Raw genomic sequence first — 23,247 nt, 5'->3', positions numbered from 1 at the left:
GCGCAGGCTCAACCTTCTCCAACCCTGTTCAGCCGGCGTGCATCGAAGGCATCGATCGTTTGGTACGCGGTATAGGTCGCCTGCGCCGCCAGCAAACCGGCAACACCAAAGGTACGGGTCAAGCCAAACTGCCCGAACCCTGCCGGTACGGGTAACCTGCGGGCGATGGCGTCGGCAAGCACCTCGCCCGCCACGGTGGTGGGCGCCATGCCGTGGCCGCCGAAGCCTACCGCATGCCAGATGCCGTTGTCGTCCTGGCCGATCTGGGCCATCTGATGGCGTCCGTAGCTCATCAGGCCACCCCATGAATAGTCGATGTCCACGTCCTCGAGCTGAGGGTAGACCGTGACCAGGTCGGCCTTGAGCAGCTTGGCGATGGCTTCGGGGCCGCGATCGAGGATGGAAATACGCCCGCCCCACAGGATGCGGCTGTCCTTGAGCGGGCGGTAGTAGTCGAAGGCGAAGCGGGTGTCGTAGATCGCCGACTCGCAGGCGATCGCGTCCTTCAGCCTTTCGCCCAATGGCTGGGTGGCGACCACGTAGGTGGCGATGGGCAACACCGCGCGCTCCACTGGGCGATAGACGCCACGGGCGTAGCCGCCGCCGGAGAACACCACTTCTTCGGCATGTACCTCGCCGCCCTCGGTTCGCACGACATATTTGCCGGCGCGTCGTTCGATGGCCAGCACGGGCGACTGTTCGAACAGGCGCGTGCCGAGGTCGGTAACGGCGCGCGCCACGCCGCAGACGTATTTGAGTGGATGGAAGTGGAAGGCATTGCGCTCGAGCAGCCCGCCGTAATAGCGGTCGGTCTTGAGCATTTCCTTCAGCTCGCCAGGCGCGATGTGTTCCCACTCGACCCCGTAGGCTTCTTTCATCAGTTGGCGGGGCTTTTCCAGGCGCGACGGGTCATTGAACCAGTTGGCCAGGATTACCCCTTTGTCCACCAGGTCGCAATCGATGCTGTAGTGGCGGGCACGGTTGCGGATCAGCTCGACCGCGTCGAGCGTCAGTTGGTACAGGCGCCGCGCCTCTTGTGCACCCAGGGTATCGAGCAGGGCACCGTTGCCCAGGCTGTAGCCGCCGAAGACGAAACCGCCGTTGCGCCCGGATGCGCCATGCCCCACCCGGTGCGACTCCAGCACCACCACGTCGGTGACGCCACGTTCGGCGAGGCCCAGGGCGGTCGACAGGCCTGCCAGGCCGCCCCCCAGGATGCACACGCGGGTGTCGGTGCGGCCGGTGTGGGCCGGGTAGGAAACCCGATCGACGGAGGCTTCGTAGAAGGATTGAAGGAAATCGGTGCTCATCGCAGGGTCCATGCGGTAATGGCGCCGGGCAGAAAGCTGCCGACGCCGTGCCAAAGGGTATCAGGCGGTAGTCTGGGGGCTGGTGATCGTCAGGCCGCTGGCGTCGCTTTCGGCGCTGTGGCGCGCCTGCCGCCGGCGAACCTCGATCACGCTGAAGTCCATATCCCGGTAGCGGACGATGCGCGAACGGGTGATCAACTTGTGGCCAAGCCACATCACCGCGAACAGCACCAGGCCGATATAGGTCGCGGTGGCGCCCATCCAGTCGATGCGGTCGCCGATGAACGCCTGGTAGTTCTGGCCCAGCATCACCACCATGCACAGGGCGAAGGCGAAGAACGGCCCGAACGGGAAGAACTTCGAGACATAGGGCAACTTCTCCAGGCTATGGCCCTGCAGTTTGTAGCCGCGACGGAAGCGGTAATGGCTGATGGCGATGCCCAGCCAGGCGATGAAGCCCAGCATGCCGGAGGTATTGAGCAGCCACAGGTAGAGCTTGCCGGGGCTGAACAGGAAGCTCAGCAGGCACAGGCCGGCCACCACCGAGGTGGCCAGCAAGGCCCACACGGGTGTGCCCGAGCGGGTGAGCTTGGCGAACAGCGCGGGCGCCTTGCGCTCCACGGCCAGGCTGTAGAGCATGCGCGAGGAGGCGTACATGCCGGAGTTGCCGGCCGAGAGCACCGAGGTGAGGATCACGGCATTCATGATGGCCGCAGCGGCCAGCATGTCGGCTTTCTCGAAGATCAGGGTGAAGGGGCTGATGGTGATGTCCGAAAGCCCGTCCTTGAGCAGGCGCGGGTCGGTATAGGGAATCAGCAGGCCGATCACGATGATGGTGCAGACGTAGAACAGCAGGATGCGCCAGAAGATCTGGCGCACCGCCTTGGGAATGTTGCGCCCGGGGTTTTCCGTCTCCCCAGCGGCGATGCCGACGAACTCGGTGCCCTGGAACGAGAAGCCGACGATCATGGCCACGCCGATCAGCGCAGGCAGGCCACCGGCGATCGGTGCGTCGCCGATCTGCCACAGGTGTGCGCCGCCATCCTGGCCACCTTCGACGATGCCCATCAGCATCAGCACGCCCATGACGATGAAGGCGATGATGGTGATGACCTTGATCAGCGCGAACCAGAACTCCGTCTCGCCGAAGAAGCGCACCGAGGCGACGTTCAGGGCGAACAGCAGGCCCAGGAACACGGCACTCCAGATCACCCCGGGGGTGTCCGGGAACCAGTAGGTCATGATGATCTGTACGGCGACCAGGTCCACGGCGATGGTCACCGCCCAGGAATACCAGTAGTTCCAGCCCAGGGCGAAGCCGAAGCTTTCGTCCACGTACCGTGAGGCGTAGGTGGCGAACGAGCCGCTGACCGGCATGCAGGCGGCCAGTTCCCCCAGGCTGGTCATCAGGAAATACACCATCAGGCCGACGATCGCGAAGGCGAGCAGGGCGCCGCCGGGCCCCGACTGGGCGATGGTGGCGCCGGAAGAGACGAACAGGCCGGTGCCGATCGAACCGCCGATGGCGATCATGTTCAGGTGGCGGCTGTTGAGGGTGCGTTTCAGATGGCCCGCGGGCGTGTTCGCGGCGGTCGAACGTGCGTGTTCATTGGATTGGGTCATGGGCAACCTATTTGACCTCGTTCAGTTTGAGTTTTTTGTTCTTGTTCTGCCCTGGCTGGCGCGTCGTGCTTCGCGCGGGCCAGGCTGTACGGCCCAAGGTTCAAGAATTCGCTCGCCACCAATGGCGGGCGAATTCATTGACCGGGGTCAGTATCTGCGTGCGAAGTGCTGCCCAACAAACGACCTTTAGGCACTAGGTCATTCTGTTTTGGAATGAAGTAGGGTTTTGGTGGGTTTTATGATGACTGATTGGTCATATGGCGAAATGCCGGTTTAGAGGGCTTGTGCGGGGATGTGTTGCGTCAGAATGTAACGTGCTTATGTCGCTTTGAGCGTTTTGACGATCGGATCTATCAAAATGACAGGAAAAAAATTCAGTTTATTAGGGCTGTAGGTGTGGGTTTTTAAAGCGATCGTCTCGGTAGCTTCGGTGGCCTGGAAGATCGAGCGCCGCGCGGGCGGCGCTCGATCTCTCAGGCACCGCCTGCCTAGGATTTGCCACAGCGATAGGACCGCGACGCGGCCCCGGGGAGATCAGCCTTCGTGGGGCTGGGCGCGGCTGGTGATGGCGGCTTTCTGCTCGTGCGCGGGCTTGTCCTGCGGCAGCTGGTCGAACTCGCGCAGGCCGTCCTTGCGGTACGGGTCGCCGATCCAGCGCGGCGCCACCAGGAACTGCGGGCTCACCAAGCTCTTGGCCGGCTCGAAACGGTCATAGCTGAGCCCGGCGAGGTCGGACAGGGTATGGATCAGGTGCGAGCTGCTGTAGGGCCGATCGGTCATCGCCTGCAGGTCGCGAGGGTGCTCGGTTTGCCAGCTTGGCGAGGTCCATAGCAGGAACGGGATGGTGTACATCGGCCGGGTCGGCGCGTTCTCGTTGCGGCCCAGGCGATCGTGGTCGCCGGAGCTGTAGACGTCTTCACCATGGTCGGAGAGGTACAGCAGGAACCCATTGGGCGTCGACGCCGAGTAGCGCTGGATCAGGCTGGAGACCACGTGGTCGTTGTACAGCACGGCATTGTCGTAGAAGTTGTAGGTTTCCACCTGGCTGGGGGACAAGCCAGCAGGCACGCCTTGGCTGTCCTTGAAGCGTTCGTAGCTATCCGGATAGCGGTAACGGTAGTCCATGTGAGTGCCCAACAGGTGGACGATGATGAACTTCTTCTGCGCCGGGTCCTGCAGTGCCTTTTCGAACGGCGCGAGCACCACTTCGTCATACTGGCTGGCGTTCTGGTTACGCTGGTTGTTCAGGTAGACCGGCACATCCGTCTGCTGGGAAAAGGTGGTCAGCATGGTGTTGCGCTTGGTCATCGTCTGTTGGTTGGTGATCCAGAAGGTTTTGTAGCCCGCCTGTTTCATCAGGTTGATCAGCGAAGGGTCGGTCAGGAAGCGATCCGGGTTCTTCTGGTCGCCGAAGGTCAGGATCTGCTGCATCACTTCGATGGTATAGGGCCGTGGCGACACCACGTTGCGGAACACCGTCAGTTGCTTGTCCTTGCCGGCCAGGGCGTCGAGGTTGGGTGTGGTCGGCCGGCCGTAGCCGTACAGGTGCATGTGTTCACGGGTGGTCGATTCGCCCAGCACCAGCACCAAGGTGCGCGGCGCGTCGCCGCTGCTGTCCTTCAGGCCCTGCAGGGGGGGGGCAGCGAAGCGTTCTGCTCGAGCAGCTTTTGCATGTTGTCCAGCTGCTGGCGGTATTGCTGGTAGCCGACCAGCAATTGCCAGGGCACCGCGGGCTCCATGCGTAGCTGGACCTTTTCCAGTGCGTCGGCGAAGTTGCGCTCCTGGGTCACCATCTGTTTATAGAAGGGGTAGACCAGGTTCGCCGCCAGCAGCAAGATCACCAGCGGCGCACGGCTGCGCAGGGGCAGGGTGACCGGGCGCACGCGCTTCCACAGCAGCACCGCCACTACGGTATAGAGCAGTAGCGCCAGGCACAGCCCGACACTGAAGTACTGGCTGAAATACTCGCCGGCTTCGACGGTGTTCGACTCGAACATCACGAAGATCACGCTCTGCGAGAACTCCTGGCGGTAGATGCCGAAGTAGCTCAGGCCCACCAGCGAGGCGGCCCAGAGCACAATGCCGATCACCGCGCTCAAGGTGCGGGTGTGGCGCGGCAGCAGCAATACTGGGGCGAACCACAGGGTGCTGAGGAAAAGCGAGTCTCGGAAGCCGGAAAACCCGGTGGTGCCGCTGAACATTAGCAGCGCCCTGCTGCCTTCGGACAACGCAACCGGCAATTTCACCAAGATCGTCCAGCGGTTCCCTGTGCGCATCCTGCTCGACCCGCCTGTGCAAGGCATGCAGATCTTGCCAGGCATGTCTGTGGTGACCACCGTCGACACGCGCCCCGCGGAGCCTGGCCATGAGCAGTGAGCAACTGGTATCGCTGCGGGCCTGGGTGGCGGTGATCGGTGGTCTGTTCGGCTGCTTCATGGCCGGTATGAACGTGCATGTTACCAGCGCAGCACTGCCGGAGATCAGAGGCTCGTTGGGTGCCAGCTTCGAGGAGGGGTCGTGGATCTCGACTGCTTACCTGGTCGCGGAAATCGTCATGATCCCGCTGACGGCCTGGTTGGTGGACGTGTTCTCGATGCGTCGCGTCATGTGGACTGGCTCGTTCATCTTCCTACTGGCGTCGATTGCCTGTTCGTGGGCGCCCAATCTTGAAGCCATGATTATTATCAGGGTCGTCCAGGGGGCGGCTGGCGCGGTGCTGATTCCGCTGTCCTTCCAGTTGATCATCACCGAGCTGCCGGCCAGCAAAATGGCCATGGGCATGGCGCTGTTCAGTCTGGCCAACAGCGTTGCACAGGCTGCCGGCCCCTCCATAGGGGGCTGGTTGACAGACGCCTACTCCTGGCGCTGGATCTTCTACCTTCAGTTGTTCCCGGGCATTGCCTTGCTGGCCGCCATTGCCTGGTCTATCGAAGCCAAACCAATGAAGCTGGAGCTGCTGCGCCAGGGGGACTGGCTCGGGATCATAGCCATGGTGGTTGGCCTCGGAGGCCTGCAGATCGTACTGGAGGAGGGGGGGCGACTGGATTGGTTCGGTTCGCGCTTCATCCTGGGTATGTCCATTCTCGCCAGTATCGCCCTGGTCGTGTTCGTCGTCACGCAGCTGCATGGCAAGCGGGCATTCATCACCCTGCGATTGCTTGGGCACTACAACTTTGGTGTCGCCAGCATTGCAATGTTCATCTTCGGTGGCGCGACCTTCGGCTTGGTATTTCTAGTGCCGAACTATCTCTCCCAGATACAAGGATTCAGCGCCCGGGACGTTGGCGTGGCCCTGATCGCCTATGGCGTCGTGCAACTCTTGCTGGCTCCTTTGATGCCGCGGCTTATGGGGTGGACCAGCGCGAAATTCATGGTTGCCAGCGGTTTTCTGATTATGGCCCTCGGCTGCTGGCTGGGGGCGAGTCTGACGGCAGACAGCGCCGACAACATCATTATCCCATCTACTGTGGTTCGTGGCATTGGCCAGCCTTTCATCATGGTGGCGCTGTCGGTACTGGCGGTAGCTGGGCTGGACAAGCGTGAAGCTGGATCGGCCTCGGCCGTATTTTCCATGTTGCGCAACCTCGGCGGTGCAATCGGTACCGCCGGGTTGACGCAGATCGTGGCAACCCGAGAGCGCTATCACAGCGAGCGTATCCACGAACATGTAACAGTGTTTTCCCCTGGATTGCAGGAGCGTATCAACCAGGCCATGGAGACGTGGTTGCCTCAACAGCAGCAGATGCTCGAGGGGCTGGCCGCCACCATCAGGCGCGAAGCGTATCTGATGGCCTATAGCGATGCGTTTTATGTGTCTTGCCTGGCACTGCTCGGCTGTGCGATGGCGGCGATGGTATTGCGTGCACAGCGGATAAGCAGAAACGTTGCTGGCGAGCTGCCAGGCGTTCAGACTCGGTCACCGCCTTGACGTCACGTTCGATCCCGTACAATTTGCTGATAAGGTTCAGCGCGACATCAGCACGCCCGTCTTGCCCTAAGGTTGGACTTTCTGGGCGTCGACGAACTTGCGCCGGGCATGGGCCCAGCAACCAATGCGCTCAATCCCCTCATGCAGGGCAATGGCGTTATAACCTGCGTAATCGTCGGTCATGACATGGCCACGATAGCCTTCGAGCAGGCGCACGGGCACCTCCTGTCCGCGACTGGAGGTGTAGTCGAACAGCACCACGGGGTGTTCAGGTGGCCCACCGGTCTGTACCCACATCCAGGACTGGCTGCCGGGTTCCCGACCTTCCTCCTTGAGCACTTGCACGCGGGTCTCGTCGCAGTGCACGACACGTCCCTCCAATAGGGTATCGCGCATTAGGTTCAGCAGCGGCTGCACATGCTCGGCACATTGAATCACCCAGCGGGCCAACGTCTGTCGGGAGATCTCGACCCCGTGGCGAGCCAGAACTTTCTCGAAGCGATGCAGGGGCAAGCCATCGACATACTTGGTGGTCAGCAGCATGGCCAGCACACTTGGCGAGGCCAGGCTTTTCTCGATCAGTTGAGCGGGCTTGTCGGCAGTGACCGGTGCCGCCTAGCAACCACGGCAGCCATAGACCTTGCGGATGTGTTTAATCACTCGGATCTGCATCGGCACGATCTCCAGCTGTTCGCTGGTTTCTTCGCCATGACGTGCTTGCGGCATCCGCACGCACAGGCCTGCTCATGCTCGGGGAGTTCGTGGATGACTTCGATGCGCGGCAGTTCGGCGGCCAGCGGCTTGCGTTTGCCACGCCGCTTGGTTGACGCCACGCACTCTTCTTCCGGGTCTTTCGGTAACCACGAGCGCTACCTCTACCTCGGCTTCGTTGAATAAAACCAGTTGCGGCGTCAGGGCATCGACAGATTGCTCGGACTTGCGACTGAACAGGCGCTGGCACAGCAGCGCATTCTGTTCTTCGAGATGAACGACCTTGGTCTGCAATTGGCTGAGCAACTGCTTGAGCAATATCGGGTCATCAGGAAGGATATCGGGCACGGAAATCATGCCCTGGATTATACCGGGTCAGGCCACGAAACGCGGCGTCAAAACCTGATGGGGGCGGTTACGCCAGAGGTCGAAACCGTCGAGCAGCCAGGTCAGCTCCTGAACGGTGAGAACAATAGCTTCGTCACCAGCCTCGGGGGAGGTTTTGAAACGCTCGGCTTCGAGGCGTTTGAGCCAAAGGCAGAAGCCGTTGCGCTCCCAATAGAGAATCTTGACTCTATTGCGGTGGCGATTCAGAAAAACGAAGAGCACAGAGTCGAACACCGCGACCTTGATGTCCAGTTCGACCAGGGCGGCGAGGCCGTCGATGGATTTTCGGAAGTCCACAGGTTTGGGGTAGAGGTAGACCTTTTCGACTTTGGCGTCGGGTCGCATCATGACGGGCTGGCTCCAGAGAGAAATCGGGAAGGCAGCATCGGGCATCAGTTGGGCGCTTGAAATGTGGGGATGATGGATCTCTTACCGTGAAAGAGGCCCGGGCAGAACTTAAACGAACCCCTCGCCTCCCAGAGTGAGCATATGAGCAAAACATGATCTGTCAGGGTAAGGGGCTGAGCTGTAAATTGCGTTAATCAGATATGGGGGGATCGTATCTTTGCTGGAAGGGTCTTTTGGTTGACCCGTTAATCGGAAGTTTGTGGAAGTAGTAACCTTGTACTAGGTCTGCTTGAAATTCACGGGCTACACTTAGATCTGCCTCGGTCTCTACGCCTTCTAAAACACAAAGCATATTGCTCGACTTGCAAAAATCTATAAGGGCTTTAAGTTTTCCTATTGATTCAAGGCTGTGTCGTGCCCCATGCAAGTATGACATATCGATTTTTATTATTTCAGGATCTAGTGCAGCAAGATTTCGAAATCCTGAACTTGACTTTCCAAAGTCATCGAGGGCGATAATGCAGCCTAGAGATTTCAGTTTTTTTATTATTTCTGTTGCGATCGGGTAGTCGGCAGAACTGATCTCATATTCTTCGGTTACCTCAATTACCAATCTGCTGCTAACTGATGGAGAGTCCTCCAGTTCTGAGTATATTGATTGCCACCACAGATCATCGCAAAGACTACTAGGGGAAATGTTGCAGCCTAATCTGATGGTTGGATCGTTGTTGAGGGTGGCGATGGTTTTGAGTAAGTTGTGATGGTCGAAATAGTTTGTTAGGCAGAGTCGCTCCAAGGATGATAGGGTTTTTTGTATTCCACCCTGGTCTTTATGAGTGCTTAATGACTCCCAGTACAACTCGTTTCCCTGTGCTAGGTTTTTTGTTGGGTAGACCGGTTGGTAACGTAATTGAAGCTTGTCGATTGATTTGAAAAGGCCTACGGCTCTCTCCATGTCTTTTATGTAGCGCTCTCTCCACTTCCCTCTCCGTATTACATTCTTAACTATTTTGTGTGATGCGGAAAATTCACCTATTTCCGGTGTGGAAAGTAGCTCCAGGTCATCTTGTGTGACAAGTCCGCAGGCGAGGGTCGGTATTATTTCGGTTTCTTTAATTACCAAGGGGGTTTTGTGGAGGTCTGCCAGGATAAGTGTTGGGTTAAGCTTATGGTCGTCTTTCAGCGACACGAGAATGGTATCTTTGGATGCGTAACTAAGAGCTTTGTTTTGGATGCCGTAGGATTGCAGCCTTGATAGAAGTGCGGGCAACAGCGCTAAGCCTTCATTTAGGCCGTACGCGACTTTGATGTGGCGAATATTTAGGATGGAAAAATAGTAAAATAAAGCGACATCTGGGTGATGGCTTTTTGCCTTATTTCCTTGGCTCAATAATTTCATTCTTGACCACCTCGTCATGTTATCTTGTGGTACGGACTAAACGGGTCCTTTTGTGCTAGCCTTTCTAGGGAATAGCAAAGCGCCATCTTTCGTCGGTTTGATGGCCTATCCTGCCCAGAGACTTAAAGGACCCTTTTTGTCCATACCCATAGGAAGAGCATGTCTCGTGTTAAGAAACTCAAACCGGAGGCAGTATGAAAATTGGCTATGCTAGGGTCTCAACCGATGAGCAAAACCTCGCCCTGCAGATTCAGTCATTAAAAAAAGCCGGTTGCGCGAAAATTTTTACCGATAAGGGAATTTCGGGCGGAGAATTCCAAAGGCCTGGTCTTCAAGGCGCTATAGATTCAATGGGAGAGGGATGTTGTTTAGTCGTTTGGAGGCTGGATCGACTTGGCAGGTCCATATCTAAACTTATAGATTTTCTCGAGGGGTTGCAACGCAGAAGAATATCTTTCCTTTCGCTGAATGAGAATATCGATACTCAAACCAGCAGTGGTAGGCTTGTTTTTCATATTATGGCTGCGCTCGCCGAATTTGAAAAAGGTTTGATAAGTGAGCGTACGAAAGCTGGAATGAGTGCGGCCAAATCCAAGGGGAAAATTATTGGTAGAAGGCCACTGCTAACGGAACTTCAGAAGGCAGAGGCTGCACATATGCTGTGCACCCAAAAAATACCACTTGCCCAAGTTGCTGCTCATTATAATGTTCATCCGCGGACCATTAAGCGGCATGTGCAATGTGCAGCACAAAAGCGGGAAGGGGCGTAAGGTCTTCGAGATGGGAAAGGCTTAGGATTTTCGCTAGCGAGACGGGGGATTCCGTCTCGCTAGCGAACTCAGTATCACTGCTTATTTGTGTGGTTTTGATGCGTTGGTTTTTTCTGTATGGTTTTATGGTGTATGATTGGTTTGGGGTGTAGTGTTAAGGAGTATATATGTCACGTCTCATTGAGTTTCGTAAACTGGAGCAGCAACTCGCAGCTCAATTGGCTGAGCTAGAGTCATTGAAAGGCGATGCTGGTCTAACGCGAGAGATTGAATTTGAGCAAAAGCTCCGAGCTCTTCTAGAAGCGTATGGGGTTAACCTACGTCAGGTGATCGAAATTCTGGATCCGCATAGCGCAGTCCAAGCTGTTGGCCAAGTGCCTGCCAAGCGTAAGCCACGTGCAGTGAAAGTTTATAAGAATCCTCATACTGACGAAGTAATCGAAACCAAAGGCGGTAACCACAAGCGTCTCAAAGAGTGGAAAGCTCAGTACGGTGCTGCCACGGTTGAGTCCTGGGTCGCATAAAATAAAAAGCCCGTCTCGCTGACGGGCTTTTATTGGGCTCTAGGGTTCTGGTCCATCCATTTCCCCTTCGCGACGGTAACGAGAAATTCACGAGCTACGCCGATGGACAGTAATAAGATCGGCAACTATTTCCCAGTCTGCGTCAGAAAGTTCGTATCGCTTGGGCATGGCAGAATCCTTCGCCTAAAAGGCGAGAACTCTACGGAAAATCAGGCTTTCAGCGGCTCTGATGGCGTTTCAAAGGTTTTCATACAGAGCCTACCGTAACAGACGCCTAGACGTATGAAACACAAATCAAAAAATAAAGGACGGAATTCAAATCACTGGTATCAAACTCAACAGCTAAAGCCCCTCGAGAGATATTCATCGAAGGGCTTCGTTCACTTAGCTTCTCCGTGTGTGGGGATCAAAGTTTAAATTTACCCATTAGCAATTGAAGATCAGCACCCAGCTGAGCCAGCTTGATGCTCGAAGCGGCCGTTTCTTCGCTGGCCGCCGCAGTCTGCTCGGACACTTCACGCACATTAAGGACGCTGCGATTGATCTCCTCGGCTACGGCGCTCTGTTGCTCCGAGGCTGTTGCGATCTGTAGGTTCATCGTCTCGATGGTGGCTACTGAGCGGCTGATGTTCAGCAACGAAGAGCCGGCACGGCGGGTCAGCTCGACACTATTGCTGGTCAGTGCGCGACTGCGCTCGAGGGTATCTGCGACCTGCTGCGTGCCGCGGTGCAAGCTAGTGATCAACTCTTCGATTTCTTCGGTCGAGCTCTGTGTGCGCTGTGCCAGGCTGCGCACTTCATCGGCTACCACTGCAAAGCCACGACCGGCCTCCCCCGCCCGCGCCGCTTCGATGGCAGCGTTCAAGGCCAACAGGTTGGTCTGCTGAGCGACCGACTTGATCACGTCCAGCACCGTGCCGATCTTGTCGCTTTCTCGTTTGAGCCCGTCCATCGCTTCTGTCGAAAGTCCCACCTCGACATCCAGATGGGTGATCTGCTCAATGGCCTGATTCACTACCGTGTCGCTTTCCCGTGCTTCATGGCTTGCATTGACTGCTGCATTGGAAGCCTCCTCGGCACTGCGCGCGACGTCCTGCACGGTTGAAGCCATCTGGTTCATGGCGGCTGCGACCTGATCCGTTTCGACCTTCTGGCTGCTCACGCCCGCGCTGGTCTGCTCGGTGACCGCCGAAAGTTCTTCCGCAGCGCTGGCGATCTGCACTACGCCGTCGCGCAGCCCGCCGATCAGGTCACGCAGGTTCACCGTCATGCGCTGCATGCTGGCCTGCAGTTCGCCCAGTTCATCACGTCGGGACACCGCGATGTCCTGGCTCAGGTCACCATTGGCCACCCGCTCGGCACTTTGCAGCGCGTCTTTCAACGGCAGCACGATCAGACGCGTGATCAGCCACGCCGCCAGCACACCGAACACCAGCGCCAGCACCGCGGCGAATATCAATAGTTGCTTGGACGACTGTACTTCATTGTCACGCTTTTGCGTCTGGATTGCTGATAACTGTCCAGCGGCTTCGAGCAAATTTTTGAGATCACTGCCGAGCGCTGTCAGAGCCTCAGTGGCTTCAGCATCTCTATGCGATTCGATCGCAAGAGCGTAACTTTGGAAGTGAGAACGGTAAGCTTTTATCGCGTTCTCGGCTTGTCGTATCCAGCGCAAATCGGTTGGATCCTTGAACCACGTGGTGAGCGCCTCAACACGGAGATTGAGCTCATCCATCGCCTTGACCATGAGCGCAGCCTGTGCAGTACCCGGTGATGCGGTGTAGTTCATTCGTGCGATCTGCACGTCACGAGTTTCTTCGTTGATGCTGGCTATACTGCTGAGTTTGGCGCTTCGCTCACTCAGACCGCTCAGGGCGCGCAGTCCTACCCCGGCCATTACAAAAGTCATCAGCAACACCAGGGCAAACCCCAGAATCAACTTCGACCGTACACTCATATCGGTAAGCAACTTCACAACAGAGTCCATCTACAAAAACCTCAAGAACTATTACGGGATACGCCATAAGTGCGGTCTACGACTGGGACGTCGTTTGGCCATAAGTCGTGAAGCGAACTCAATGCTCATTGACGCACGTATCAAACTCTTCCCTTCCGAAAAGGGCAGCATGGAAATGCGCCATGTCATACTGACATCACGGGCGTAAATGTACCTTGTCGGACAATCCGCAACAATGGAATGCATGAGTATTTGTGATCACTTTGAGCCTGTGTTGTAAACAATTCTCGGTAGCGATGAATACAAATTGGTGGGGTGCGGAGGGGCAAACGGGCTGCGTTGCAGCCCGATCGTGGGACAAGGCCCGCTCCTACAGGAAGGGCGGGGACCGCGACGCGGCCCCGGGGAAGATCAGCCTTCGTGGGGCTGGGCGCGGCTGGTGATGGCGGCTTTCTGCTCGTGCGCGGGCTTGTCCTGCGGCAGCTGGTCGAACTCGCGCAGGCCGTCCTTGCGGTACGGGTCGCCGATCCAGCGCGGCGCCACCAGGAACTGCGGGCTCACCAGGCTCTTGGCCGGCTCGAAACGGTCATAGCTGAGCCCGGCGAGGTCGGACAGGGTATGGATCAGGTGCGAGCTGCTGTAGGGCCGATCGGTCATCGCCTGCAGGTCGCGAGGGTGCTCGGTTTGCCAGCTTGGCGAGGTCCATAGCAGGAACGGGATGGTGTACATCGGCCGGGTCGGCGCGTTCTCGTTGCGGCCCAGGCGATCGTGGTCGCCGGAGCTGTAGACGTCTTCACCATGGTCGGAGAGGTACAGCAGGAACCCATTGGGCGTCGACGCCGAGTAGCGCTGGATCAGGCTGGAGACCACGTGGTCGTTGTACAGCACGGCATTGTCGTAGAAGTTGTAGGTTTCCACCTGGCTGGGGGACAAGCCAGCAGGCACGCCTTGGCTGTCCTTGAAGCGTTCGTAGCTATCCGGGTAACGGTAACGGTAGTCCATGTGAGTGCCCAACAGGTGGACAATGATGAACTTCTTCTGCGCCGGGTCCTGCAGTGCCTTTTCGAACGGCGCGAGCACCACTTCGTCATACTGGCTGGCGTTCTGGTTACGCTGGTTGTTCAGGTATACCGGCACATCCGTCTGCTGGGAGAAGGTGGTCAGCATGGTGTTGCGCTTGGTCATCGTCTGTTGGTTGGTGATCCAGAAGGTTTTGTAGCCCGCCTGTTTCATCAGGTTGATCAGCGAAGGGTCGGTCAGGAAGCGATCCGGGTTCTTCTGGTCGCCGAAGGTCAGGATCTGCTGCATCACTTCGATGGTATAGGGCCGTGGCGACACCACGTTGCGGAACACCGTCAGTTGCTTGTCCTTGCCGGCCAGGGCGTCGAGGTTGGGTGTGGTCGGCCGGCCGTAGCCGTACAGGTGCATGTGTTCACGGGTGGTCGATTCGCCCAGCACCAGCACCAAGGTGCGCGGCGCGTCGCCGCTGCTGTCCTTCAGGCCCTGCAGGGGGGGCAGCGAAGCGTTCTGCTCGAGCAGCTTCTGCATGTTGTCCAGCTGCTGGCGGTATTGCTGGTAGCCGACCAGCAATTGCCAGGGCACCGCGGGCTCCATGCGTAGCTGGACCTTTTCCAGTGCGTCGGTGAAGTTGCGCTCCTGGGTCACCATTTGTTTATAGAAGGGGTAGACCAGGTTCGCCGCCAGCAGCAAGATCACCAGCGGCGCACGGCTGCGCAGGGGCAGGGTGACCGGGCGCACGCGCTTCCACAGCAGCACCGCCACTACGGTATAGAGCAGTAGCGCCAGGCACAGCCCGACACTGAAGTACTGGCTGAAATATTCACCGGCTTCGGCGGTGTTCGACTCGAACATCACGAAGATCACGCTCTGCGAGAACTCCTGGCGGTAGATGCCGAAGTAGCTCAGGCCCACCAGCGAGGCGGCCCAGAGCACAATGCCGATCACCGCGCTCAAGGTGCGGGTGTGGCGCGGCAGCAGCAATACCGGGGCGAACCACAGGGTGCTGAGGAAAAGCGAGTCTCGGAAGCCGGAAAACCCGGTGGTGCCGCTGAGCATCAGCAGCGCCTGGGTGACACCAGAGAAATACCAGAAGAACAGCAGGAGCCAGCCCAGGCCGGCCCAGTCGATGCCTTTTCGCGTTGTTGGGGTAGTGCTTGCCACGTGCGCCTCGTCGAACCTTGATGACAGCCGGGCGTGCCGGCTGCCGGAAAGGCTGCGACGCTAATGGAGCGGCTGTGAAAATAACGTCAACCGTTCATGGAAAAAGCGGTGGTCTGGCACCTATTCGGCCCATTCCGGATCGCCGGTGAATACCACCGTGAGCCAACGGTCCGGCCCTTCGCCGCCGATGGCTTCGCCGATCTCGTCGCGCAGGGCGTCCCACTCGGCGATGGTGCGGGCGGCCATGGTCGTCGGCACGATGAAGTACAGCTCGATCTCCCGCGAGCGACCGACCTTGGCCACATAGGCGCGGTATGACTGCAGGCCGTGACGCCCGACGAAGGCTTGGGCCACGTCATCGACGTGCTGCTTGAGGTCGCTCGGGGTGACCAGGAACATGTCCGCAAGCGCCTGGCGCACCACCGACATCGGCAGCGGGATGATCACCAGGCACACCAGGGCCAGCACGGCCGGGTCGATGTAAGGCGAAAGCCAGGCCCACTCGGTGCCCTGCACCAGGTAGCCGAAGCAGAAGGCGACCAGCAGGGCGGCGGTGATGCTGGCAGACATCACCCAGCCTTTGACGTCCATGCGCACGAAGTCCGAGCCCAGCGTGCGGTTGGCGCGGGCCTCGGCGATGGCGATGGCCAGGCAGGCGACGACGGTGACTGCGGCATAGATCAGGGCGACACCGAATTCCAGGTCGCGGCCGCCTTCGAGCAGGCTGCTGATGGCGTTGATCAGGGCGTAGGCCGCCACGCCGGTCAGCAGGATGCCGTTGAGCGCCAGGACCATCGGCTCCAGGTGCCAGAAGCCCATGGTGAAGCGCTCGCGCAGCTTGCGCGACATGCGCTCGGCACGGGCGTGGGAGGTGATCAGCTTGACCACCACCAGCGACAACCCGCTCATGCTGGCGTCCACCAGCGAATAGACACCATCGAAGACGATCGAGAACGAGCCTGACGCCAGGCCGAAGGCGATGCCGATCACGGCGATGAACAAAGTGACGGCGATGGACGTGCGCAGCACGCCCTGTTCGCTCGCCAGGTCGAAAAACGGTTTTCCCATCATGGGCTCCATCATCTATCCAATTTCACCGTCCCCCGTAGGAGCGGGCTTGCCCGCGATTGACCGCGAATGCAGGCTCGGCCCAATCGCGGGGCAAGCCCGCTCCTACAGGGAAAACAGTGGCTATACCTTGAACTGTTCCATCAAGGCCTGCTGCTGGTTGGCAAGTTGGTTCAGGGCCTGGCTGATCCGCGCCGACTCGTCGGCCTGGCCCGACAGCGACTCGGTCACATCGCGGATACCGGCGACGTTGCGGTTGACCTCCTCGGCCACTGCGCTCTGCTCCTCGGCCGCCGAGGCGATCTGCAGGTTCATGTCGCTGATCACGGCCACCGCTTCGCCGATCCGCTGCAGGGCTGGCAGGGCCTGTTCCATGCGCGTGGCGCTGTCACGGGCCTGACGCTGGCCTTCGTGCATGGCGCCGACCACATCATGGGTGCCCTGCTGCAGGCCTTCGATCACCTGGCGGATTTCCTCCACCGAAACCTGCGTGCGCTGGGCCAGGCCGCGCACCTCGTCGGCGACCACAGCGAAGCCACGACCGGCCTCGCCCGCGCGGGCGGCTTCGATGGCCGCGTTCAGCGCCAGCAGGTTGGTCTGCTCGGCGATGGCGCGAATCACCTCGAGCACCGTGCCGATCTGCTCGCTGCGCCCTGCCAGGGCGCGTGCCTGGTCCATGGCGCTGTCCATGTCTGCCACCAACCGATCGATGGCTTGTCGGGTCACGGCCACCAGCTCCAGGCCTTCATGGGTGGCTTGATCGGCGCCGCGTGCAGCCTGGGCCGCCTGGGAGGCATTGCGGGCAACGTCCTGGGCGGTGGCGCTCATCTCGTTGGCGGCGGTGGCCACCTGTTCGATTTCCCGTTGCTGTTGCTGCATGCCGCCGCTGGTCTGGCTGGCGATGGCCGCGGATTGGTCGGCCGTGCCGCGGGCCTGCTGGAGCGAGCCCTTGACCTGGGCGATCACCGGCTGGAGCTTGTCAAGGAAGCGGTTGAACCAGCCGCTCAACTGGCCCAGCTCGTCCTCGCGGGTGTAGTCCAGGCGTCGGGTCAGGTCGCCTTCGCCGCTGGCGATGTCACGCAGGCGTTCGGCCACGGCGAGAATCGGCCGGGTCACGCCGCGGGCGGTCAGCCACACCAGCAGCAGGCCGAGCACGGCTGCCGCAAGGCCGACCAACAGGCTGGTGAGGTTGGCGGCCTGGTTGCGTGCGTCCAGGCGTTGGTTGAGGGCTACCGCAGGGGCCTGCAGCACGGCCTCCGGCAGCTCCAGCAGTACTTGCCAGGGCGTTGCCTCGGGAATCGGGGGAAACGGGCGGGAGACGCGCATCAGGCCGTTCTCGAGCTGTTCCACCGGCTGGCCGGCGGCCATCGCGGTCGCCAGTTCACGCGCCTGTTCGCCGTAGGCCTGGGTCACCGCCTTGCTCAGTTGTGCATTGTCCTGGCTGTGGCCAGCCAGAAGGCCTGCGGGGCTGACGATGCTGACCTGGCCCTGGCCGTCGAACAACTCCTGGCGGCCCGCCAGGCTCAGTTGCTGCAGGTTGTCCAGGCCAATGTCCAGGCCGACCACCCCGACCACCTGGTCGTTGTCCAGCAGCGGCAGGGCGATGCTGGTCATCAGCACCTGGCGGCCGTTGACTTCGTCGAAATACGGGTCGAGCACGCAGGGCTTGGCGGTTTCCAGCGGGCAGGTCAGCCAGCGGTTGTAGGGGGAGCCATTGGCCGCGGTGCTGGTGTCGGCCAACATCGATTCGGGCATGGTTTCCGACTCCAGCGTCCCGGGGCTGGGCTGCGACCAGTACAGCGAATAGCGCCCGCTGTCGTTGCTGCCCTGGGCATCCTGGCCGATGAAGCGAGCGTCCTGCTGGTCCAGTGCGTTGGGCTGGAACACCAGGTACAGGCCGATCAGGTCGCGGTTGCCGGCCAGGGCCGCGCGGGCCTGGGCGCTCAGTTCGGCGCGCAGGTCGTCGCCGCCGCGGGCCCTGAGCACCTGCACCAGGCGGGCGAAACCGTTGCCGTACTGGTAGGCGTCCATGAAATAGCGCTGGATACGCAGGGCCTGGGTTTCGGCATGGGCTTGCAGGCGCAGGCGGGCGCTGTGGTCCAGCAGCTCGGTATTGGCCTGGAAAACCTCGGTCGCGCTGCGTCGGGCCTGGGTCAGGGAAGTGGCGACCAGCAACGCGACGATCGCCAGCAGGCACAGGCCGGCGAGCAGGGTGATTTTCCACTGGATGGAGAGGCGGCGCAGGGGCATGGGAGCTTTCCTTCTCGTCAAGAACAACGCCCGCGTCAGGCGCGGGCGTTGTCGGCAGGCAGTCTCATTCGGCCATGTAGCTCGGTGGCGATACCCGGAATGCCTTGGTCAACCAGGCAAGGTATAGCACGCCGGCCAGCGCCCAGACGCCGCCGAACAGCAACGAGTGTACGTCCAGATTCAGCCAGAGCCTGGCGATGATGCAAAAGCCGATGGTGGGCAGTACCAGGTACTTGAGCTTGTTCGCCAGGCCTTGGTTCAGGCCTTCTCGCAAGTAGCAATGGGTGATCACCGAGAGGTTGACGAAGCTGAAGGCCACCAGTGCACCGAAGTTGATGATCGAAGTGGCAGTCACCAGGTCGAAGAAGATCGCCGACAGCGCGATCAGGCCGACCACGGCGATGTTCAGCACCGGCGTCTTGTAGCGGGGGTGCAGGCGAGCGAACAGGCCTTGGGGGATCACATTGTCGCGGCCCATCACGTACAGCAGGCGCGAGACGCTGGTCTGCGACGCCAGGCCCGAGGCAATGGTGTTGATCACGGTGCACACCAGGAAGATCGACTGGAACAGCTTGCCGCCGACATACAGGGCGATTTCCGGTAGGGCGGCTTCCTGGTCGTGGAAGCGTGCCATGGTCGGGAAATAGGCCTGGATGTAGAACGAGATGAAGATGAACATCGCGCCGCCGATCAAGGCGACCAGGAAGATCGCGCGGGGGATGACCTTTTCCGGCTGGCGGGTTTCTTCTGAAAGCGTGGTGACCGCGTCGAAGCCCAGGAACGAGAAGCACAGCACGGTGGCGCCGGCGATCAGGGTGTTGAGCTGGGTCTGGTCGTTGGCGAACGGCACCAGTGTCCAGCTGGTGCCCAGGCCTTCACCTTGGTTCAGGCCGCGAATGCACAGGTAGGCGAACACTGCCATGATCACCACCTGTACGGCGACGAACAGGCCATTGAAGCTTGCCACCAGGTTGATGCTGCGCATGTTGATCAGGCTGATCAGGGTGACGAAGCCCGCTACCCAGACCCATTGCGGCACTTCCGGGAACATGGCCGAGAGGTACAGCTTGGCCAGCAGGGCGTTGATCATCGGCAGCAGCAGGTAGTCCAGCAACGAGGCCCAGCCCACCAGAAAGCCCATGTGCGGGTTCATGGCGCGCTGGGTGTAGGTGTAGGCCGAGCCGGACTGTGGGAAACGGCGTACCAGCGTTCCATAGCTCACCGCAGTGAAGAGGATGCCCAGCAGCGCCAGGATATAGGCGCTGGGCACGTGACCGGCGGTGATGCCGGAGACGATGCCGAAGGTGTCGAACACGGTCATCGGGGTCAGGTAGGCAAGGCCGATGATGACCACCTGCCACAAGCGCAGGGACTTGCGGAACTGGACGGTGCCGTTGGCGTTGTGGTCAGGCTGCATGCGGACGGTGCTCCTCGGGCTGGACGACAGGCACGGCGTACGGCAGGCACGGCAAGGGCGAGCGGGTGGGCTCCATGTTGTTCACCTTTTGTTGTAGGAGCGGATCGGGGCGCGACGAGCGCCTGTGTCAGGGCTGGCAGGGCCTGGACGTCGAAGGCGGCGCGTGGGGGCTGGGGCGGACGGGGGTCATGATCGTCGGCGCGGTTCTTCTTCGTTTGTAGGCGCTGGGTGGGTGTGAAAAATAAAAAACGAAGGGCGAGTTTGTGTCAAGTGAAACGTGACAAGATGTAACTTTAGTGAAGATTTATCGTTGTTTTTAAGAGTTGCCTGTCTTTTTTTAGGGGGTTTCAAGGTTTAGGTCGATTTCTGTGTTCGTAAAAATTTACGATCAGGCGTTTCGTGTGTCACGGGTCGGGCATCAGATTGCCAGCAGTGATAATCTTCGCCTCCCGCGTGGCGTCGCCCGCTGCGCATTCGCCCTTATGGACAGCAATCGGTTCTATTCATGAAGAAATCAGTAGGCATTCTTTCCGGCCTGGCCATTGCCATCGCCCTCGCCACCACCGCCGGCGCCTGGTACACCGGCAAGCAGCTGCCCGTTGAGCTCGAGCGTTCCGTCGCCCAAGGCAACGAGGAATTGAAAAAGGCCATGGCCGGCACTGGCGGCAGCATGACCGTCGAACTGGTCTCGCTGGAGCAGCACTTCTTCACCAGTACCGCCCACTACCGGCTCAAGGCCCAGAATGTCTGGCTCGGCGAAGGCGAGCCGCTGAACTTCGACCTGGGGGTGACCGACCAGATCGAGCATGGCCCGTTCCCTTGGTCGCGGGTCAAGCGCCTGAACCTGGCGCCGGTCATGGCCACCAGCAACAGCCAGCTGGACAAGGATGATTTCACCGCCTCCTGGTTCGCCGCCGCGGGCGATCAGTCGCCGGTGACCGGCCAGGTGAGCCTGGGCTACGACGGCAGCCTGTCCAGCGACATCCGCCTGGCGCCCCTCAAGCTCAGCGAGGATGACGGTAGCAGCCTGGACTTCTCCGGCATGCGTGTGCTGCTGCGGGGCGACCGCGAGGGCAAAGCAGTGCGCATCGATGGCAAGGCCGAGCGCCTGGAAATGAACCTGGTCGGTGCCGACCAGGCGCCGGTCAAGTTCCTGCTCAATGGCTTCAAGGTCACCGGCGACCTCAAGGGCACCGGCCATGACCTGGTGTACGTCGGCAACTTCGACATGGCGTTGGCCGAGACCCAGGTCACCCTGGGCAACAGCCAGGATGTTCTGGTGCTCAAGGGCCTGGAACAGAACAACCGCTACGATGCCGAGGGCGAGGACAAGCTGTCCGGTCGCCTGGAGTACAAGGTCGCCGACATCACCTATGCCGGTCGTGCGGTGGGCAGCGGGGAAATGGTCTGGAGCATGAAATCCCTGGACATCCCGGCCATGCAGGCGCTGATTGCCTGGTACCAGACCCGCATGCCAGACATCCAGCAGGCAGCCGCGCAAGGTGAACAGCTGCCTTCGCTCGACCTGAGCCCCGAGGAGCAGGCCAAGGTCCAGGCCGATGTGCAGAAGATGCTCGCGGCCAAGCCGCAACTGGCCCTGGAGAACCTGTCGTTCAAGACCGCCAATGGCGAGAGCCGCTTCAACCTGGCGGTCGACCTGGCCAGCCCGGCATCCTTCGATCTGCCGGCCGACCAGCTGGGCAAGCAGATCGTCACCCGCCTGGAGGGCAAGCTGTCGGTGTCCAAGCCGATGGTCGGGGACCTGGCGACATTGCAGGCGCTGCTCGATGGGCAGACCGACGCCCAGGCCATTGCCCAGCAGTCCAGCCAGGCCGGGGAAATGGTCGGCATGATGGCGCTGCAGAGCGGCATGGCCACGGTGGAGGGTGACAACGTGGTCACTCGTCTGGACTACGCCGATGGCATGGTCGACTTCAATGGCCGCAAGATGACCGTCGAAGAATTCGCCATGCTCCTGAGCGCCCACCTGGCGGCACTGTCGCCACAAGGCTGAAGCCCTGCGTACAAGGGCTTGCCCCGCGATAGAGTCGGGGCAGACTGCCGCCGGGCTGCGGCCTCAACTCCGAAGCCACAAAAAGCCCTTTTGCATTGCCTCGATTGTCTGTAGCCTTCGGCCTCCGATAATACGCCGTGCCCGCAGGTGGGCCGCGATGGCCAGGCCGGCCATCCGGCACCTTTAGCCGACCTGCCAGGGCCGGGTGATACACTCGAGTGACGCGCATATGCGCCCGCAGGTCCCGTGATCATGACCCAGATTTCCGAACGCCTGTTGGTTCAAGCCCATCTTGATGCCAAGCAGCCCAACCCGCTGACGCCGCAGCAGGAGGCCGAATACCGTGCGGCCATCGCGGCCGAGCTCAAGGCCCAGAACGCCGTTCTGGTCGCCCACTACTACTGCGACCCGGTGATCCAGGCGCTGGCCGAGGAGACCGGTGGCTGCGTATCCGACTCCCTGGAAATGGCCCGCTTCGGCAAGAACCACCCCGCCAGTACGGTGGTGGTGGCCGGTGTGCGCTTCATGGGCGAGACGGCGAAGATCCTCACGCCGGAAAAGCGCGTGCTGATGCCGACCCTGGAAGCCACCTGTTCCCTCGACCTGGGGTGCCCGGTGGAGGAATTTTCGGCGTTCTGCGACCAGCACCCCGAGCGCACCGTGGTGGTCTACGCCAATACTTCGGCGGCAGTGAAGGCGCGGGCCGACTGGGTCGTCACCTCTAGCTGCGCCCTGGAAATCGTCGAAAGCCTGATGGACAACGGCGAGACCATCATCTGGGGCCCGGACCAGCACCTGGGCCGCTATATCCAGAAGCAGACCGGTGCCGACATGCTGCTGTGGGATGGTGCCTGCATCGTCCACGAGGAGTTCAAGTCGCGCCAGCTGGCCGATATGAAGGCGCTGTACCCCGATGCGGCCGTCCTGGTCCATCCGGAGTCGCCGGAGTCGGTGATCGAGCTGGCCGATGCGGTGGGTTCCACCAGCCAGTTGATCAAGGCCGCCCAGGCACTGCCGAACAAGACCTTCATCGTCGCCACCGACCGGGGCATCTTCTACAAGATGCAGCAGCTGTGCCCGGACAAGGAGTTCGTCGAAGCGCCCACCGCCGGCAATGGTGCGGCGTGCCGCAGCTGTGCGCACTGCCCGTGGATGGCGATGAACACCCTCGAGCGCACCCTCGACTGCCTGCGCAAGGGCAGCAACGAGATCTTCGTCGACCCGGCGCTGGTGCCCAAGGCGATCAAGCCGCTCAACCGCATGCTCGATTTCACCCAGGCTGCGCGGTTGAAGCTGTCCGGTAACGCCTGAACTGATAACCAGCGGGGCTGCTTTGCAGCCCTTTCGCGGCACAAGGCCG

The 23,247-nt window shown here is 60.3% G+C and carries 13 protein-coding genes and 5 pseudogenes; 6 read left to right on the top strand and 12 right to left on the bottom strand.

Annotated features, from left to right (window positions below):
• Positions 1-8: 8 nt before the first annotated feature.
• From K8374_RS17530 to K8374_RS17520, 3 genes and pseudogenes are all read right to left on the bottom strand, one after another.
• Positions 9-1,310, bottom strand: a complete 1,302-nt coding sequence (locus tag K8374_RS17530; RefSeq protein WP_224456562.1) for an NAD(P)/FAD-dependent oxidoreductase — start codon at positions 1,308-1,310, stop codon at positions 9-11.
• A gap of 60 nt (positions 1,311-1,370) precedes the next feature.
• Positions 1,371-2,933, bottom strand: coding sequence for an amino acid permease (locus K8374_RS17525; RefSeq protein ID WP_224456561.1), 1,563 nt, complete (start codon positions 2,931-2,933; stop codon positions 1,371-1,373).
• Between the two features lie 534 nt (positions 2,934-3,467).
• A pseudogene (locus K8374_RS17520) lies at positions 3,468-5,149 on the bottom strand (phosphoethanolamine transferase CptA); the annotation flags it as partial.
• Here K8374_RS17520 and K8374_RS17515 point away from each other — a divergent pair.
• Positions 5,142-5,309 (top strand): annotated as a pseudogene (locus K8374_RS17515) (HlyD family secretion protein); the annotation flags it as partial. The pseudogenes K8374_RS17520 and K8374_RS17515 overlap by 8 nt on opposite strands.
• On the top strand, positions 5,299-6,861 hold the full coding sequence (locus K8374_RS17510; protein ID WP_224456560.1) for a DHA2 family efflux MFS transporter permease subunit: 1,563 nt from the start codon (positions 5,299-5,301) through the stop codon (positions 6,859-6,861). The pseudogene K8374_RS17515 and the gene K8374_RS17510, both read left to right, overlap by 11 nt.
• Here K8374_RS17510 and tnpC read toward each other — a convergent pair.
• The 3 genes and pseudogenes from tnpC to K8374_RS17495 all read right to left on the bottom strand — a co-directional run.
• Positions 6,815-7,929: pseudogene (tnpC, locus tag K8374_RS17505) on the bottom strand (IS66 family transposase); the annotation flags it as partial. The gene K8374_RS17510 and the pseudogene tnpC sit on opposite strands and share 47 nt — an antisense overlap.
• A gap of 18 nt (positions 7,930-7,947) precedes the next feature.
• A complete protein-coding gene (tnpB, locus tag K8374_RS17500; RefSeq protein WP_224456559.1) occupies positions 7,948-8,307 on the bottom strand; it encodes an IS66 family insertion sequence element accessory protein TnpB in 360 nt (119 codons plus the stop codon).
• Between the two features lie 190 nt (positions 8,308-8,497).
• The gene (locus K8374_RS17495; protein WP_224456558.1) at positions 8,498-9,706 is read right to left on the bottom strand and encodes an EAL domain-containing protein; all 1,209 of its coding nucleotides are present in this window, start codon (positions 9,704-9,706) and stop codon (positions 8,498-8,500) included.
• Between the two features lie 194 nt (positions 9,707-9,900).
• Between K8374_RS17495 and K8374_RS17490 the strand changes: the two genes are divergently transcribed.
• Together K8374_RS17490 and K8374_RS17485 are read left to right on the top strand one after the other, a co-directional pair.
• Positions 9,901-10,476: a recombinase family protein gene (locus tag K8374_RS17490; RefSeq protein ID WP_224456557.1), complete on the top strand. Its 576-nt coding sequence runs from the start codon at positions 9,901-9,903 to the stop codon at positions 10,474-10,476.
• A 167-nt stretch (positions 10,477-10,643) separates the two neighbouring features.
• On the top strand, positions 10,644-11,000 hold the full coding sequence (locus K8374_RS17485) for a histone-like nucleoid-structuring protein, MvaT/MvaU family (RefSeq protein ID WP_224456556.1): 357 nt from the start codon (positions 10,644-10,646) through the stop codon (positions 10,998-11,000).
• A gap of 406 nt (positions 11,001-11,406) precedes the next feature.
• Here K8374_RS17485 and K8374_RS17480 read toward each other — a convergent pair whose 3' ends face one another.
• The 6 genes and pseudogenes from K8374_RS17480 to K8374_RS17460 form a co-directional block, all read right to left on the bottom strand.
• Positions 11,407-12,957, bottom strand: coding sequence for a methyl-accepting chemotaxis protein (locus K8374_RS17480; protein ID WP_411969653.1), 1,551 nt, complete (start codon positions 12,955-12,957; stop codon positions 11,407-11,409).
• 411 nt (positions 12,958-13,368) lie between these two features.
• Positions 13,369-15,138, bottom strand: coding sequence for a phosphoethanolamine transferase CptA (locus K8374_RS17475; protein ID WP_224456554.1), 1,770 nt, complete (start codon positions 15,136-15,138; stop codon positions 13,369-13,371).
• Positions 15,139-15,258: 120 nt separating this feature from the next.
• Positions 15,259-16,206, bottom strand: a complete 948-nt coding sequence (locus K8374_RS17470; RefSeq protein ID WP_224456553.1) for a cation diffusion facilitator family transporter — start codon at positions 16,204-16,206, stop codon at positions 15,259-15,261.
• Between the two features lie 123 nt (positions 16,207-16,329).
• Positions 16,330-16,842: pseudogene (locus K8374_RS26520) on the bottom strand (methyl-accepting chemotaxis protein); the annotation flags it as partial.
• 393 nt (positions 16,843-17,235) lie between these two features.
• Positions 17,236-18,237: pseudogene (locus tag K8374_RS26515) on the bottom strand (chemotaxis protein); the annotation flags it as partial.
• A 283-nt stretch (positions 18,238-18,520) separates the two neighbouring features.
• Entirely contained in the window at positions 18,521-19,873 is a 1,353-nt protein-coding gene (locus tag K8374_RS17460; RefSeq protein WP_224456551.1) for an APC family permease, read from the bottom strand.
• A 505-nt stretch (positions 19,874-20,378) separates the two neighbouring features.
• Between K8374_RS17460 and K8374_RS17455 the strand changes: the two genes are divergently transcribed.
• Both K8374_RS17455 and nadA read left to right on the top strand, forming a co-directional pair.
• Positions 20,379-21,887, top strand: coding sequence for a YdgA family protein (locus K8374_RS17455; protein ID WP_224456550.1), 1,509 nt, complete (start codon positions 20,379-20,381; stop codon positions 21,885-21,887).
• 252 nt (positions 21,888-22,139) lie between these two features.
• The gene (nadA, locus tag K8374_RS17450) at positions 22,140-23,198 is read left to right on the top strand and encodes a quinolinate synthase NadA (RefSeq protein WP_224456549.1); all 1,059 of its coding nucleotides are present in this window, start codon (positions 22,140-22,142) and stop codon (positions 23,196-23,198) included.
• Positions 23,199-23,247: the final 49 nt, after the last annotated feature.

The sequence above is a fragment of the Pseudomonas sp. p1(2021b) genome (genome assembly GCF_020151015.1).
GTDB lineage: Bacteria > Pseudomonadota > Gammaproteobacteria > Pseudomonadales > Pseudomonadaceae > Aquipseudomonas > Aquipseudomonas putida_K.
This window is presented reverse-complemented; position numbering and strand designations above follow the sequence as displayed.

Coding starts and splice junctions, on each gene's coding strand:
- K8374_RS17480 (WP_411969653.1), bottom strand. CDS start 12,957: ATGAGTGTACGGTCGAAGTTGATTCTGGGGTTTGCCCTGGTGTTGCTG.
- tnpB (WP_224456559.1), bottom strand. CDS start 8,307: ATGATGCGACCCGACGCCAAAGTCGAAAAGGTCTACCTCTACCCCAAA.
- K8374_RS17485 (WP_224456556.1), top strand. CDS start 10,644: ATGTCACGTCTCATTGAGTTTCGTAAACTGGAGCAGCAACTCGCAGCT.
- K8374_RS17525 (WP_224456561.1), bottom strand. CDS start 2,933: ATGACCCAATCCAATGAACACGCACGTTCGACCGCCGCGAACACGCCC.
- K8374_RS17460 (WP_224456551.1), bottom strand. CDS start 19,873: ATGCAGCCTGACCACAACGCCAACGGCACCGTCCAGTTCCGCAAGTCC.
- K8374_RS17510 (WP_224456560.1), top strand. CDS start 5,299: ATGAGCAGTGAGCAACTGGTATCGCTGCGGGCCTGGGTGGCGGTGATC.
- K8374_RS17455 (WP_224456550.1), top strand. CDS start 20,379: ATGAAGAAATCAGTAGGCATTCTTTCCGGCCTGGCCATTGCCATCGCC.
- nadA (WP_224456549.1), top strand. CDS start 22,140: ATGACCCAGATTTCCGAACGCCTGTTGGTTCAAGCCCATCTTGATGCC.
- K8374_RS17470 (WP_224456553.1), bottom strand. CDS start 16,206: ATGGGAAAACCGTTTTTCGACCTGGCGAGCGAACAGGGCGTGCTGCGC.
- K8374_RS17490 (WP_224456557.1), top strand. CDS start 9,901: ATGAAAATTGGCTATGCTAGGGTCTCAACCGATGAGCAAAACCTCGCC.
- K8374_RS17495 (WP_224456558.1), bottom strand. CDS start 9,706: ATGAAATTATTGAGCCAAGGAAATAAGGCAAAAAGCCATCACCCAGAT.
- K8374_RS17530 (WP_224456562.1), bottom strand. CDS start 1,310: ATGAGCACCGATTTCCTTCAATCCTTCTACGAAGCCTCCGTCGATCGG.